The organism is Aquipuribacter aurantiacus (assembly GCF_051216895.1).
Classification (GTDB): Bacteria; Actinomycetota; Actinomycetes; order Actinomycetales; family JBBAYJ01; genus Aquipuribacter.
In genome coordinates, this window is sequence record NZ_JBPKAO010000011.1 from 138197 (window position 1) to 153102 (window position 14906).

The 14906-nt window shown below is 74.5% G+C and carries 13 protein-coding genes and 1 pseudogene; 12 read left to right on the forward strand and 2 right to left on the reverse strand.

What is annotated here, in order from left to right; all coding sequences use genetic code 11:
- Positions 1-193: 193 nt before the first annotated feature.
- The 8 genes from pknB to ACR80Q_RS14740 all read left to right on the forward strand — a co-directional run bounded on the left by pknB (position 194) and on the right by ACR80Q_RS14740 (position 8554).
- Complete coding sequence (gene pknB / locus ACR80Q_RS14705; protein WP_435378386.1) at positions 194-2371, forward strand: Stk1 family PASTA domain-containing Ser/Thr kinase; 2178 nt, start codon at positions 194-196, stop codon at positions 2369-2371.
- Positions 2372-2498: 127 nt separating this feature from the next.
- Entirely contained in the window at positions 2499-3782 is a 1284-nt protein-coding gene (eno, locus tag ACR80Q_RS14710; RefSeq protein ID WP_435378387.1) for a phosphopyruvate hydratase, read from the forward strand.
- A 14-nt stretch (positions 3783-3796) separates the two neighbouring features.
- A complete protein-coding gene (locus ACR80Q_RS14715; protein ID WP_435378388.1) occupies positions 3797-4318 on the forward strand; it encodes an FtsB family cell division protein in 522 nt (173 codons plus the stop codon).
- Positions 4311-4970 carry a DUF501 domain-containing protein gene (locus ACR80Q_RS14720; RefSeq protein WP_435378389.1) on the forward strand — a complete coding sequence of 220 codons (660 nt, stop codon included), beginning with the start codon at positions 4311-4313 and terminating at the stop codon, positions 4968-4970. The genes ACR80Q_RS14715 and ACR80Q_RS14720 overlap by 8 nt, the downstream gene beginning before the upstream one ends.
- A gap of 364 nt (positions 4971-5334) precedes the next feature.
- A complete protein-coding gene (locus ACR80Q_RS14725; RefSeq protein WP_435378390.1) occupies positions 5335-5823 on the forward strand; it encodes a histidine kinase in 489 nt (162 codons plus the stop codon).
- 81 nt (positions 5824-5904) lie between these two features.
- The gene (locus ACR80Q_RS14730) at positions 5905-6750 is read left to right on the forward strand and encodes a DUF4097 family beta strand repeat-containing protein (protein WP_435378391.1); all 846 of its coding nucleotides are present in this window, start codon (positions 5905-5907) and stop codon (positions 6748-6750) included.
- An 8-nt stretch (positions 6751-6758) separates the two neighbouring features.
- On the forward strand, positions 6759-7706 hold the full coding sequence (locus ACR80Q_RS14735; RefSeq protein WP_435378392.1) for an ATP-binding cassette domain-containing protein: 948 nt from the start codon (positions 6759-6761) through the stop codon (positions 7704-7706).
- The gene (locus ACR80Q_RS14740; protein ID WP_435378393.1) at positions 7703-8554 is read left to right on the forward strand and encodes an ABC transporter permease; all 852 of its coding nucleotides are present in this window, start codon (positions 7703-7705) and stop codon (positions 8552-8554) included. The genes ACR80Q_RS14735 and ACR80Q_RS14740 overlap by 4 nt, the downstream gene beginning before the upstream one ends.
- On the opposite strand, the gene ACR80Q_RS14745 is transcribed toward ACR80Q_RS14740, so the two are convergent.
- On the reverse strand, positions 8551-10029 hold the full coding sequence (locus tag ACR80Q_RS14745; protein WP_435378395.1) for a phytoene desaturase family protein: 1479 nt from the start codon (positions 10027-10029) through the stop codon (positions 8551-8553). The genes ACR80Q_RS14740 and ACR80Q_RS14745 overlap by 4 nt on opposite strands.
- 46 nt (positions 10030-10075) lie before the next feature.
- Here ACR80Q_RS14745 and ACR80Q_RS14750 point away from each other — a divergent pair, with 46 nt between their 5' ends.
- On the forward strand, positions 10076-11029 hold the full coding sequence (locus ACR80Q_RS14750; RefSeq protein WP_435378396.1) for a Ppx/GppA phosphatase family protein: 954 nt from the start codon (positions 10076-10078) through the stop codon (positions 11027-11029).
- On the forward strand, positions 11026-11724 hold the full coding sequence (locus ACR80Q_RS14755; RefSeq protein ID WP_435378397.1) for a uracil-DNA glycosylase: 699 nt from the start codon (positions 11026-11028) through the stop codon (positions 11722-11724). The genes ACR80Q_RS14750 and ACR80Q_RS14755 overlap by 4 nt, the downstream gene beginning before the upstream one ends.
- 20 nt (positions 11725-11744) lie before the next feature.
- Here ACR80Q_RS14755 and ACR80Q_RS14760 read toward each other — a convergent pair whose 3' ends face one another.
- Positions 11745-13622, reverse strand: a complete 1878-nt coding sequence (locus ACR80Q_RS14760) for a heparinase II/III domain-containing protein (RefSeq protein WP_435378398.1) — start codon at positions 13620-13622, stop codon at positions 11745-11747.
- Positions 13623-14118: 496 nt separating this feature from the next.
- Between ACR80Q_RS14760 and ACR80Q_RS14765 the strand changes: the two are divergent.
- Both ACR80Q_RS14765 and ACR80Q_RS14770 read left to right on the forward strand, forming a co-directional pair.
- Positions 14119-14271, forward strand: a pseudogene (locus tag ACR80Q_RS14765) (hypothetical protein); the annotation flags it as partial.
- 116 nt (positions 14272-14387) lie between these two features.
- Positions 14388-14906 (forward strand): SulP family inorganic anion transporter (locus ACR80Q_RS14770; protein WP_435378402.1); only part of this gene is annotated, 519 nt, incomplete at its 3' end.

The following is a 14906-nucleotide window of genomic DNA, read 5'->3' on the forward strand; positions in this document are numbered from 1 at the left end:
CGCGGCGGCGGCGGCCGACTCGCCCGCCGACTCGCCCGCCGACTCGGCCGCCGACTCGGCCCCGGCAACCGGCGCCGGCCGGGCGCACTGAGTACGGTCGAACGGTGGACCCCTGCCACGATCCGCTGACGACGGCCCCCGGCCGTCCGTCCGCTGCGCCGACCCTGCCGGTCGGGGTCGCGGAGGTCCGGTCATGATGGGCCCCCGGCCGGTCCTGGACGACCGGTACGAGCTGGGGGAGACCCTGGGCCGTGGCGGCATGGCGCAGGTCCGCCGCGCCCGTGACCTGCGGCTGGGGCGCGAGGTGGCCGTCAAGCTGCTGTACCCCGAGGTCGCGATGGACCCCGAGGCGATGGCCGCGTTCCGGGCCGAGGCGATGTCGTCGGCCCGGCTCAACCACCCCGGCATCGTGCAGGTGCACGACGTCGGCGAGGCCGTCATCGACGGTGTGCCCCGGCCGTACCTGGTCATGGAGATGATCGAGGGCCAGCCCCTGTCGCACCTGCTGCTGGACGGCACCCCCCTCACGGTGGAACGCGCCCTGGAGATCGGCGTCGACGTCACCAGCGCCCTGGCCCACGCCCACGAACGCGGCCTGGTCCACCGCGACGTCACGCCCGGCAACCTGATGGTGCTGCGCGACGGGTCGGTCAAGGTCACCGACTTCGGCATCGCCCGGGCCATGCCCGGCGCCCAGCTGCTGGAGCACGAGGGGTTCACCGACGAGCTGGCCGAGGCCGGCTCCGGGTTCGGGTCCATCGCGTACCTGAGCCCCGAGCAGGCCCGCCGCGGCTTCGTCGACGCCCGTTCCGACCTGTACTCCGTCGGCTGCCTGCTGATGGCCATGCTCACGGGGTACCCGCCGTTCCGCGGCGGCGCCAAGGACGTGGTCCGCCACCACCTGCGCACCCTGCCGCCGGCCCCGTCCTCGCGCCGGCCGGGCCTGCCGCCGGCCCTGGACGACATCGTCGTGCGCGCCCTGGAGAAGGACCCCTGGGCCCGGCCGCAGTCCGCCGCCGAGATGCGCCGCGACCTGCTGCAGGTGCTGAGCGAGGTCGACGCCCCCGCCGCCTGGGCCGCGGGCGCCCACGGCCTGGCCACCGCCGTGGGCCCGCACGAGCCGCAGCGCAACCCCGACGTCGTCGACGCCGACACCCAGGCCGTCGGGTCCGGGCTGCTGCCGGACTTCCTGCCCGAGGACGACGACGAGGAGCCGGTGGGGGTCGGCGCGGCCCTCGGGGCCGGCGCGGCGGTCGGCGCGGGCGCGGCGGTCGGCGCGGGCGCGGGCGCGGCCTCGGCCGGCGCGGGCGACGACGACCCGCAGCCGGCCGGTCCGGTCGGCACGACGTCCCCCTCCGACGACGGCGTCGCACCCGCCGTGCCGTTCCGGGAGCTCACCCCCCGGGACCGGCTGCGGCGCGTCGTCGGCTCGCGGCGGGCCGTCCTCACGCTGGCCGCGGCCCTGGTCGTCCTGCTCGTCGTCGCCGTCACGTCGTTGTGGCCCGCCCCGCCCGTCGACACCGACCTGGCCGGCACCGGCGCGCCGGTGGCCGTCCCGCGCACCGCCGGGCTGACCGTGGAGCGGGCGCGGGAGACCCTCGAGGACGTCGGCCTCGTCGTGGGGGACAGCACCACCCTGCCGAGCGTGGACGTCCCCCGGGGGGCCGTGCTGGACACCGACCCCGCCGCGGGCGCCGAGTCGACCGGCGGGTCCACGGTGGACCTCATCATCTCCTCCGGACCGGACAGCACGGCCGTCCCCAACCTGGTGGGTGTGCTGGCCGCCGACGCCCGGGCGCAGCTGGAGGACTCCGGGCTCGTCGTCGGCGACGTCCTCGAGGTGCCGTCGACGTCGCCGCAGGGCACCGTCATCGAGTCCTCCCCGGGGTTCGCCGAGGTCCTGCCGGAGGGCTCGGTCGTCGACCTGGTCGTGGCCAGCGGGTCCAACCTGGTGCCACCGGTCGTGGGCCTGGAGCAGGGCGAGGCGGTCGCGCAGGTGACCGGGGCCGGTTTCGTCGTCGAGATCGAGGAGCAGCAGTCCGACGAGTCCGGCGGGCTGGTCCTGGAGGTGCAGCCGGAGGCGTCGCAGGCGCACCGGCTGGGCACGACGGTCACGCTGGTGGTGTCGGGGAGGGTCGACTCCGCGCCGGTGCGGGTCACGCAGACCGCGGTCGCGACCGAGACGAGCCGTGCGACCGCCACCACCACGGCCCGGGCCACCACGACCGCCACGGCCACCGCGACGGCCACGACGACCGTCCGCGCCACCAGCACCGCCACCGTGACCAGCACGGCCACCGTGACCAGCACCGCGACCGTGACCGAGGCCCCCGAGGCGCCCGCGCCGCTGGCCGACGTCGGCGAACCCTGAGGGCGGCTGCCCGAGGGCTGGCGCGCCCGGACGGCGGGGGCCCGCTCGGTCGGTAGTCTCGACCCGGTCGGCTGCCCGGGTCGGCCGTGCCCGCCGAACCACACCCCCCACCGAAGGAGCGCCCCTCGTGGCCACCATCGAAGCCATCGGAGCACGCGAGATCCTCGACTCCCGCGGCAACCCCACCGTCGAGGTCGAGGTCGAGCTCGACGACGGCACCCTGGAGCGCGCCGCGGTGCCGTCCGGCGCCAGCACCGGCGCGTTCGAGGCCGTCGAGCGCCGTGACGGAGACAAGGCCCGCTACCTGGGCAAGGGCGTCCAGAACGCCGTCGACGCCGTCCTCGACGAGATCGGCCCGGAGCTGGTCGGCTACGACGCGGACGAGCAGCGCCTCGTGGACCAGGCGATGATCGACCTGGACGCCACGCCCAACAAGGCGACCCTCGGCGCGAACGCCATCCTCGGCGTCTCGCTGGCCGTGGCCAAGGCCGCCGCCAGCTCGGCCGGCCTGCCGCTGTTCCGCTACGTCGGCGGCCCCAACGCCCACGTGCTGCCCGTGCCGATGATGAACATCGTCAACGGCGGCGCCCACGCGGACTCCGGCGTCGACATCCAGGAGTTCATGGTCGCCCCGATCTCCGCACCCTCGTTCGCCGAGGCGCTGCGGATGGGCGTGGAGACCTACCACTCGCTCAAGTCGGTCCTGAAGGCCCGCGGCCTGTCCACCGGCCTGGGCGACGAGGGCGGCTTCGCCCCCAGCGTCGGCAGCAGCCGCGAGGCGCTGGACCTGATCGCCGAGGCCGTCGAGAAGGCCGGCTTCCGCCTGGGCGACGACATCGGCCTGGCGCTGGACGTCGCCGCGACCGAGCTGCACTCCGACGGCACCTACCGCTTCGAGGGCGAGCAGCGCACGAGCGAGCAGATGGTCGACTTCTACGCCGACCTGGTCTCGTCCTACCCGCTGGTCTCGATCGAGGACCCGCTGGACGAGGAGGACTGGGCCGGCTGGGCGCACCTGATGGAGCGCGTCGGCGACAAGGTCCAGATCGTCGGCGACGACCTGTTCGTCACCAACCCGACCCGGCTGCAGCGCGGCATCGACGAGCGCAACGCCAACGCCCTGCTGGTCAAGGTCAACCAGATCGGGACGCTGACCGAGACCCTGGACGCGGTCGACCTGGCCCACCGCAACGGCTTCCGCTGCATGATGAGCCACCGTTCCGGCGAGACCGAGGACACCACGATCGCCGACCTGGCCGTGGCGACCAACTGCGGTCAGATCAAGACCGGTGCCCCGGCCCGTACCGACCGGGTGGCCAAGTACAACCAGCTCCTGCGCATCGAGGAGCTGCTCGACGACGCCGCCGTCTACGCGGGTGCCGGGGCGTTCCCCCGGTTCCGTCGCGACTGAGCGAGCAGGACCAGGTGGGCGACGCGCGGCGCGGACGGGACCGGGACGACTCCGGCCCCCGGACGCGTCGCGTCGTCGTCCTGCTCACCCTGGCCGTGGTGTGCGCCCTCGTGCTGGCGCCGCCGCTGCGCCTGTACGTCGAGCAGCAGCAGGACATCGCCGCGCTGCGGGCCGAGATCGACCAGCGGGAGTACGACGTCGCCGCCCTGGAGACCGAGGTCGGGCTGTGGGACGACGAGGCCTACGTGGCCGCGCAGGCCCGGGAGCGGCTCAACTTCGTGATGCCGGGGGAGACCGGGTACGTGGTGCCCGACCCCGAGCCGGCCGACGACGGGACCGGCGCCCCCGGCGCGGACGTCGAGGCGGTCCAGCGCCCGGACGCCCCGCCCGAGGGCACCTGGTACGACCGGGTCTGGTCCAGCGTCGAGGCCGTGGGGACGGGCAACCTGGACCCGGTGCTCGACGAGGCCGAGGAGCCCGGGGCCGTCGACGAGCCCGCGGTGGAGCCGACCGAGGGCGACGGCGCGGATGGCTGAGCCCGGGCCGACGCCCGCCGTCGACCCGGAGGACGTCGCGACCGTCACCGCGCAGCTCGGTCGGCAGGCGCGCGGCATCGTCGAGGTCGCCCACCGCTGCCCCTGCGGCAACCCCGACGTCGTCCGCACGTCCCCGCGGCTGCCCGACGGCACGCCGTTCCCCACCTCGTACTACCTGACCTGCCCGCGGGCCACCGGCGCGGTCAGCACCCTGGAGTCCGCCGGGCTGATGCGGGACATGACCGAACGCCTGGGCACCTACCCGGCGCTGGCCGACGGCTACCGCCGCGCCCACGAGGCGTACCTGGCGCAGCGGGCCGAGCTCGGAGAGGTCCCCGAGATCACCGGCATCAGCGCGGGAGGCATGCCCGAGCGCGTCAAGTGCCTGCACGTCCTCGTCGCGCACGCCCTCGCCGCCGGACCGGGCGTCAACCCCCTCGGTGACGAGGCCCTCGCGGCGCTGGACGACTGGTGGGCCGCCGGCCCGTGCGTCAGCAGCGGCACCGACGCCGCCACCGACGCCGGTCGTGACGGTGCGGCTGGTCGTGACGGTGCGGCTGGTCGTGACGGTGCGGCTGGTCGTGACGGTGCGGCTGGTCGTGACGGTGCGGCTGGTCGTGACGGCGCCGCCGGTCGTGACGGCGTTGGCTGAGCGGTCGTCAGGCCCGGGCGTCCTTCGCGCGGAGCGAGGACAACGAATGTCGGTCAGCTGTTCGACTTGAACGCTTGACCGAATCGGGGATGGCTCTCGCTGGGGTCGCTGGGGTCGCTGGGGTCGCGGGGGTCGCGGGGGTCGCGGGGGTCGCGGGGGTCGCGGGGTCGCGGGGTCGCGGGGTCGCGGGGTCGCGGGGACGCGGGGGACGCGGGGGACGCCTGGGGACGATGGACTAAGCGACGCACAGGGCGCACCGCGCCGGCGTCTCCGATCGGCGACCGGTGGCCCGCGGTCGGGGTCGTCCATACCGATGACACCAATCGCCCTAGACATGACACCACTGTGGTGTCATAGTGGTGCCATGGAGCTCGGGCGGTACGTCGACGACCTGCAACGTCAGCTGGTGCACGCGGCGGACAACGGCGAGCCCGAGACCCGCGCCGTGGCCGAGCGGCTCGCCGCCGGGCTGGACGCCGCGACCCGGCTGGTCCTGCTCGACGTCCTGTCGGCCGCGGCGGGGGAGATCACCCGTGACCTCGCCCCCGGGTCGGTCGACCTGCGGTTGCGCGGTCGCGACGTCGAGTTCGTCGTCACCCAGCCGGGCAGCGAGCCCGACCTCCCCGAGCGGCCGGCGGCCCCGGTCGACCTGGACGACGCGAGCACCTCACGCACCACGCTCCGGCTGCCCGACGCCCTCAAGGCGCAGGTGGACGAGGCGGCGGTGGCCGACGGCCTGTCGGTCAACGCCTGGTTGGTACGTGCGGTGGCCGCCGCCCTGCAGCCCAAGCAACGACGGTCGGCGAAGCGCACCCTGCGCACCGGCGACAGCTTCGCGGGCTGGGTGCGCTGACCGGCGCCCCACCCGCCACCCCACCCACCCCGCGGACCCGCGGGGCCGGACGAGCACGCCCCTGGAAGGGAAGGCGTCAGCATGCCCAGATTCGACACCCCCAGCGCCATCGACCTGGCCGTCAACCTGCAGGTCGGCCGCATCGAGGTCGTCGCCGGCGACCGCACCGACACGGTCGTCACCGTGTCACCGACCAACCCGGACCGGGCCGCCGACGTGCGCGGGGCGGCGGACACCAGGGTCGACCTCGACGGTCGACGCCTCGAGGTCACCGGCCCCAAGCCCCGCTTCGCGGTCATCGGCCCCACCGAGTCCGTCGACCTCACCGTCGAGCTGCCGGCGGGGTCACGGCTCACCGCCGAGATCGCCGTCGGTGACGTGCGCACCGCGGGCCCCCTGGGGGCCACCCGCATCAAGGCGCTGATGGGCACCGTGGACGTCGACACCACCGGCGACCTGTGGCTGCGGGCCGGTCACGGCAGCGCGACCGTCGGCACCGCGCAGGGCGGGGTCGAGATCACGGCCGACCACGGCCAGATCCGGGTCGGCACGGTCACCGGCGACGCGCTCCTCAAGGCCTCGCACGGGTCGCTGACCATCGGCGAGGCCGGCGGCGACGTCGAGGCGAAGCTGTCCTACGGCGACCTCGACATCACCCGGGCGCAGGCGTCCGTCGCGGCGAAGACCGCCTACGGGGCGATCCGGCTGCACGAGGTGTCCAGCGGCTCCGTCCAGGTCGAGAGCGGTTTCGGCCACGTCGAGGTCGGGGTGCGGCCGGGCGTCGCCGCGTGGCTCGACCTGACGTCCAAGCGCGGCCACGTGCGCAACGAGCTCGAGGGCGACCGTGCGCCCGGGCCGAGCGAGCAGACGGTCGCCGTGCAGGCCCGGACCCAGTTCGGCGACATCGACGTCCGGCGGGCCCGATGAGCCCGCGGGTGGCGTCCGCGAACGCCATCGAGGTCCGCGGGCTCCGCAAGACCTTCGGCAGCACGGTCGTGCTCGACGACGTCGACCTGACGGTCGCGGCGGGCACGGTCACCGCGCTGCTGGGTCCCAACGGCGCCGGCAAGACCACCGCCGTGCACGTCCTCAGCACCCTCCTGCGGCCCGACGGCGGCACCGCCCGGGTCGACGGGTTCGACGTGGTCCGGCAGCAGGACGACGTCCGCGCCGCGATCGGCCTGACCGGCCAGTTCTCGGCCGTCGACGGCCTGCTCACCGGTGAGGAGAACCTGCTCCTGATGGCGCGGCTGCGGCACCTGGGCCCGACCCGCTCGCGGGCGCGCGTCACCGAGCTGCTCGAGCGGTTCGACCTGGTCGAGTCGGCCCGCAAGCGGTTGGCCACCTACTCCGGCGGCATGCGGCGACGCCTCGACCTGGCCATGACCCTGGTCTCCACACCGAGCGTCATCTTCCTCGACGAGCCCACCACGGGCCTGGACCCGCGCAGCCGCCGCACCATGTGGGACATCGTCCGCGGCCTCGTCGCCGACGGCACCACCGTGCTGCTGACCACGCAGCACCTGGAGGAGGCCGACGAGCTGGCCCACCGCATCGCGGTCCTCGACGGTGGCCGCGTCGTGGCGGAGGGGACGCCGGAGGAGCTCAAGGGCCTCGTCCCCGGCGGGCACGTGCGGTTGCGCTTCCCGGACGCCACGACGCTCCGGACGGCCGCGGGCCTGCTCGACGGGTCGACCCGTGACGACGCCGGTCTGGCCCTCACGGTGCCCAGCGACGGCGGCATCCGGACGCTGCGCACCCTGCTGGACCGGCTCGACTCCGCCGACCTCGAGGTCGACGACCTCAGCATCCACACCCCGGACCTGGACGACGTGTTCTTCGCCCTGACCGGCCGGGCCGACGCCAAGGAGACCCGCCCATGAGCACCACCAGCGCACCCGGCTCCACCCGGCCCGGGCCCGGCACGAGCCGGCCGTCGCACGTCGTGGCCGACTCCGTCACGATGCTGCGCCGCAACCTGCTGCACATGATCCGCTACCCCGGGCTGTCGGTGTTCGTGATCCTGGGTCCGGTCGTCGTCCTGCTGCTGTTCGTGTTCGTCTTCGGCGGGACCCTGGGCGCCGGCCTTCCGGGCGTCGACCCGGACGGCGGCCGGCAGGCCTACCTCGCCTACGTCCTGCCGGGCATCCTGGCCCTCACCCTCGCCAGCGCCGCCAGCGGGGCCGCGATCACGATCTCGATGGACATGACCGAGGGCATCACCGCGCGGTTCCGCACGATGGCGATCTCCCGCGCCGCGGTGCTCGCCGGGCACGTGATCGGCACGACCGTGCAGGCGGTGATCGCCGTGACCCTGGTCCTGCTGGTCGGGCTGCTGGTCGGGTTCCGTCCGAGCGCCGGGCCGACGGGGTGGCTCGCCGTCGCCGGCCTGCTCGTGCTGGTCTCCTACGGGGTCAACTGGCTCGGGGTCGCGATGGGGATGCAGGCCAGGTCGGTCGAGACCGCCAGCAACCTGCCCCTGGTCCTGACCCTGCTCCCGCTGCTGGGCAGCGGCTTCGTGCCGACGGAGTCGATGCCGGTGGGGCTGCGGTGGTTCGCGGAGAACCAGCCCTTCACACCCATCATCGAGACCCTCCGCGGGCTGCTGCTGGGCACGCCGTTCGACGAGGGGCAGGCGGCGCTCGCGGTCGGCTGGTGCGTCGTCTTCGTGGTCGTCGGGTACGTCTGGTCGAAGGCGTTGTACGAGCGCCGGTCGGTGCGGGGGACCTAACCCACCCGGACCAGCCCGCTCCGCCGCAGCGCCGAGCGGGCGGCGTGGACGCCGCTCATGCCGTGCACCCCCGGTCCGGGCGGTGTCGCCGACGAGCACAGGTACACCCCCGGCAACGGGGTGGCGTAGGGGTCCCAGCGGGGGACCGGGCGCAGGATGGTCTGCCGGACGGTCGCCTCGCCGACAGCGATGTCGCCGCCGACGTGGATCGGGTTGTCCAGTGACAGCCGGGCGGCGCTGCGGGTGCTGCTGGCCACGACCGTGTCGGTGAACCCGGGCGCGTAGCGTTCGATGCGGCGGATGATCGTGGCGGTCACGTCGCGGTCGGAGCCGGCAGGCACGTGGCAGTACGCCCAGACCGGGTGCAGCCCGGCCGGGGCCCGCGTGGGGTCGACCACGGACGGCTGCACGAGCAGGACGAACGGGTCCTCGCCGTGACGGCCCGCCGCGACCTCGCGCTCCGCCGCGTCGACCTGGGCGCCCGGCCCGCCCAGGTGGACGGTGCCCGCGCGGGCGGCCCGGGGGTCGGCCCACGGGATCGGGGCGTCGGTGACCAGGTGCACGGTGCTGGCGCCGTTGCCGTAGCGGTACCGGCCCAGCGCACGTCGGTAGCCGACCGGCAGGTCGTCCCCGCCGAGGGTGAGCAGCTGGGCCGGGGACAGGTCGAGCATCGTGAGGCGTGCGCTCGGCAGCTGCCGCAGGTCGGTGACCCACTCACCGGTGCGGACCGCGGCCCCCATCCGGCGCAGGTCGGCCACCACGGCGTCGGCGATGCGCTGGCTCCCGCCCTCGACCACCGGCCAGCCGACGGCGTGGGCCAGGGTGTTGAGCAGCAGACCGGCGCCGGCCGCGCCCATCCGGTGCAGCGGCTGCGCGGTGTGAGCCGCGCTGCCCGCGAGCAGCGCGCCGGCCGCGGGACCGGTGAAGCCGCGGGCCAGCGCCGGGACCCCGCGCAGCACCCGGGTCCCGAACGCCGCCAGGGTCAGCAACCGGTCCGGCCGCAGCGGGACCGACCGCAGCGAGGAGGTCAGGGTCTCGACGACCGTGCCCGCGTCGGCCACCAACGGCCCCATCAGCCGGCGGTAGCGGGCCCCGTCCCCGGGCGCCAGGTCGTCGAGGTCCGCGGCGGTGTCGGCCAGGCCGCGCTGCAGCAGCGCGAACCGGCCGCCGTCCATGGCGTGGGCCAGCGGGATGTCGGGCTGCAGCAGCCGCACGCCGTGCGCGGCCAGGTCGAAACCCGAGCCGTCGGGGCCGCCTCCGGGGGCGAAGAACGGGGCGGACGCGGCGAGCGGGTGCGCCGCCGAGCAGACGTCGTGCACGACCCCGGGCAGCGTCAGCTCGGCGCTGCGGGTGCCGCCGCCGAAGGTGTCGGCGCCCTCGACGAGCTCGACGTCCAGGCCGGCCGAGGCCAGCGTCCACGCCGCGGCCAACCCGTTGGGTCCTGACCCGACGACCACCGCGTCCCGCTGCGTCACGGTGCCCACGGTGCCACGGGGCGCCCCCCGCCATACGCTCGCCCCCATGCCTCGCACCGCCGCGGTCGACTGCGGCACCAACTCGATCCGCCTGCTGGTCACCGACGTCGACCCCGACGCCGGCACCCAGGACGACCTCGACCGCCGGATGACCGTGGTCCGGCTGGGGGAGGGGGTGGACGCCACGGGGCGGCTGTCGGAGGCCGCCCTGGCCCGCACCTTCGCCGCCGTGGAGGCCTACGCCGCGGTCATCGCCGACCTGGGCGCGGAGCACGTCCGGTTCGTGGCCACCAGCGCCAGCCGCGACGCCGACAACGCCCACGAGTTCGTCACCGGGGTGCGGCAGCGGCTGGGCGTCGAGCCCGAGGTCGTGCCGGGTGCGGAGGAGGCCGAGCTGTCGTTCCTGGGCGCCACCCGCGAGCTCGTCGGTCGTGTCCCGGGCCCCTACTGCGTCGTCGACCTGGGCGGCGGGTCCACCGAGGTCGTCGTCGGCGACGTCGTCGACGGGGTCCCCACGGTGGGCGCGGCCCGCTCGGTCGACGTCGGCTGCGTCCGGATGACCGAGCGTCACCTGCACGGCGACCCGCCCACCGCCACCGAGGTGGACGCCGCGCGCGCGGACGTCCGCGCCGCCCTGGACGAGGTCGAGCTGACCGTGGACCTGACCGGGGTGCGGACCCTGGTCGGGCTGGCGGGGTCGGTGACCACCGTCGCCGCCGAGACCCTGGGCCTGACCGGCTACGAGCCCGACCGGATCCACGGCAGCCAGCACGCGCTGCCCGACGCCCTGGCCGCGTGCGACCGGCTGCTGCACGCGACCCGCGCCGAGCGCGCCGCCCGCGGGTTCATGCACCCGGGCCGCGTCGACGTCATCGGGGCCGGGGCGCTGGTGTGGCGCGAGGTGCTGGAGCGGGTGGCGCTGCGCTCCGGGATCACCACGGTGCGGGTCAGCGAGCACGACATCCTCGACGGGATCGCCTGGAGCGTCGCGCGCGGGTGAGTGCCTTCGACGAGCTCGCCGAGCAGATCACCGGCTGCCGGGCCTGCCCGCGGCTGGTGGCCTGGCGCGAGCAGGTGGCGGCCACGCCGCGGGCGTCCTTCGCCGGGCAGACGTACTGGGGTCGGCCGGTGCCGGGCTTCGGCGACGAGCGGGCCCACGTGCTGGTGCTCGGTCTGGCGCCCGCCGCCCACGGGGCCAACCGCACCGGGCGGGTGTTCACCGGTGACCGTTCGGGCGACTTCCTGTTCGCGTCGCTGCACCGGACCGGGTTCGCCAACCAGCCGACGAGCGTGTCGCTGGACGACGGCCTGCGCCTGGACGGGGTCTGGGTGAGCGCGTCGGTGCGGTGCGCCCCGCCGGCCAACAAGCCCACCCCGCAGGAGCGGGACGCGTGCGCCGGCTGGCTGGACCGCGAGCTGGCGCTGCTGGCCCCGACGCTTCGCAGCGTCGTCGTGCTGGGTGGGTTCGGCTGGCAGGCCGGGCTGCCCGCGCTGGCCCGGGCGGGCTGGCAGGTGCCGACCCCGCGGCCGGGCTTCGGCCACGGGGCGCGCGTCCGGCTGGACCCGGGCCCCTCCGCCCCGGAGCACGCCCGCCCGCTGGACGTGGTCGCCAGCTACCACGTCAGCCAGCAGAACACCTTCACCGGACGGCTCACCCCGCAGATGCTGGACGAGGTGCTGGCGTCGGTGCGGTGAGGCTCAGCCGGTCCTGGGCCTCAGCGGGTCATCACCCCGTCGCGGGCCATCTTCACCGTGGTCTTGACGCCACCGATGTTCAGGTCGATGAACGTGGACGCGCCGACGGATCGAGTCGAGGCCGACACCTGGCCGTTCCCGCGAACGGGCGCGATCAGGGTGAGCATCGCGGTGGACGTGCCCGCTCGGCTCATGGTGATGACTGGGGCCGGCTCGATCTCGTAGACGGCTGGGGAGAACCACCCCTGGACGGGGGCGTGCTGGCCGCGCACGAGCTGCGTGGAGCCCCGGGGCAGCACCTGGCCCGGGAGCGGGATCTGCAGAAGTGTCGTGCGCTCCCCGTCCGGCTCCACCGCTGTCGCCGTGCCACGGCCGGTCACCGTCGCGGTCATGGTGCCGGGCAGGTGCCAGTGCTGCGTGAAGCCGCGCGGGGTCGTGGACGACGCCGTGTCCAGCACCAGGACGGCGTCGGGGCCTCTCAGCATGGCCACCCGGCGCACCCGGGTCGACCCCGCGAAGGCGTTGTCCACCAGCTCGAACCAGTCCGCCCGGGGCCCGTGCAGGCTGCGGGTCATGCGGGTCGTGGCGGACGGGTTGAACGCGGCGTTACGAACCGTGAGGACGTTGTGGGCCTCGGGTGAGACCAGGAAGTTCCGGAACGGGCCAGGGTCGTAGCCGTTGTGCCCCGGGTCGATGAGGACCTCACGGTTGCGGGCGAAGAACGTCATCGATGTGCGGTCGTTGTGCCCGTGCAGGGCTCTCCCCACCCCGTGCCGCAAGGAGTAGTGCATCTCCTGGTCCCAGGGGCGGGAACCGCCCCAGCCGGACCGGCCGAAGGTGTACCCGGCGGCGTAGGTGCGCACCCGCTGGGCGGGCGGGGTGCCGGCCTCGCCCCGGGTGGCGAAGAACTCCGTGGCAGTGCCGGGCCAGTTCAGCACCCGGCCGGTGACGGTATCGCCGATGGCGACCGTGGTCCCGTCCGGCCTGGTCGCGTGAGCGACGAACTGCGGCATGAGAGCCACCCGGTCCATCACCGACGGAGGCGTACGACCGCAGGCGACGATGGCCAGCTCGAGCGCGTTCAACCGGTTGTAGCTGTACGCGGCATACCCGACGGACTGCTCGTTCGTCACTCCCTGGGAGTCCACCATGACACTGGTGGCCTGGGCCATCCGCGAGACGGCCAGGTCGGCATGGTCCTTGCGGTTGAGGTTGCAGCCCACGCCCAGCAGGCCGATGGACTGGTCGATGCCGTGGTTGTGGGCGCCGCTGTAGAACCCGACCAGCTGCTGCGCGTGACCGAGCAGCGCCTGGTCGAGCCAGCGCGCGTCGACGAACCGGTCGAGGCACAGCAGGGTGTGCGTGCGGCCGGCGACGGTCTCCATCAGGTCGTAGCGGTAGGGGCGTGCGACGTCGTTGTTGGCGACCCAGTCCTGGGCGATGGCGGACGCGCGATTGAGGTGCGTGCGGTCGCCGGTTGCCGCGTAGCTCTGGATCAGCGCGCCGGTCCACTTGAGGGTATGCAGCCACATGTGCCACGACGGGTTGCCTGCGCGCTCCATCCGCCAGTTGATGTCCGAGCCCGAGCCCACCGTGGTGGTGGGGACACCGGGGATCGTGAACTTGGCGGCCATGACGTTGCTCACCGGGTTGAGGCTCTGGAGGCCGTTGTACCCCGGGCAGGGCATTCCGGTGCCCGCGATCGCAGCGGCCCCGAACGACCCAGCATCCGTGGGCTGCTCGTCCGACGGGGCGGGGTCGAGCCAGTCCTCGCCGGCGGTGTCGGGCGGCAGCGGATCTGCCGCGGACGGTGCGGCCAGAGGCACGACGAGACCCAGGCTGAGCAGCATGGTGACGCCCAACGTGCGCAGGCGGTGTGGGCGGGTGCGGCTCTTCACGGTCTCTCCCCGGGTCGACGGGCGGTGTGCGATCCCCCTCGACCACCGCGGACGCCGACTTTAGCCCGGGTTCGCGGGCGAAGGGGTGTCGGACGCTTGAACGCGGCCACAGCGCAACCGCCCCCTCCGGACCTGGTCGCGACCATCGGCGCCGGCTGGCTGATCGACCGTGCGGCCCCGGTGGGCCACCGGTGCGTCGATGCTCACCCTGGCCGCTGCGCTGGTCCGGGCGCCTTCACGCCGACCGGCTGCTCGGCTGTCGGTTCGGCCTGACGTCGGGCCTGGCTCCGGGCAGCATCCGGTCCCTCGAGGCGGCGTCGTCCGGGGGGCCGAGGCGCCCGTCGGTCCTGAGCGTCCACCCACGCGCTCGGGTGACCGCCCGGCCCGGATCTCCCGCTACTCTCTCCTCACGTAAGAGGTGAGTTCCGGACCGGTCGGTCCGTGCGGGCTCCCCACCGTGCCCTCTCGGCCCACGAGGCCCTCCGAACGGAGCCGCATGACCCCGACCACACCCTCCCCTGTCGTGGTGCCCGAGCAGGACCAGGACGAGTTCCTGGTCCGTCGGGCCCTGCGCTCCCCGCGCCGGCTGCGCACCGAGGTCCTCGCCGGCCTCGTCGTGGCGCTGGCCCTGATCCCCGAGGCCATCGCCTTCTCGCTCATCGCCGGGGTCGACCCCCGGGTCGGCCTGTACGCCGCGTTCACGATGGCCGTCACCATCTCGGTCTTCGGCGGCCGCCGGGCCATGATCTCCGGCNCTTCTCGCTCATCGCCGGGGTCGACCCCCGGGTCGGCCTGTACGCCGCGTTCACGATGGCCGTCACCATCTCGGTCTTCGGCGGCCGCCGGGCCATGATCTCCGGCGCCACCGGCGCCATCGCGCTGGTCATCGCCCCCGTCAACCGCGAGTACGGGATCGACTTCTTCCTCGCCACGGTCATCCTGGCCGGTGTCCTGCAGATCCTGTTCAGCGTCCTGGGCATCGCCAAGCTGATGCGCTTCATCCCCCGCAGCGTGACGGTCGGCTTCGTCAACGCGCTGGCGATCCTGATCTTCACCTCGCAGATCCCGTACCTGATCGGCGTGCCCTTGCTGGTCTACCCGATGGTCGCGATCGGCATCGTCATCATCGTGCTGATGCCGCGGATCACCGGCGCCGTGCCCGCCCCGCTCGTCGCGATCGTGGTCCTGACCGTGGCCGCCGTGCTCCTGAACTTCCGCGTCCCGACGGTCGGGGACCAGGGTGAGCTGCCCGACAGCCTGCCGACCTGGTTCGTCCCGGACGTG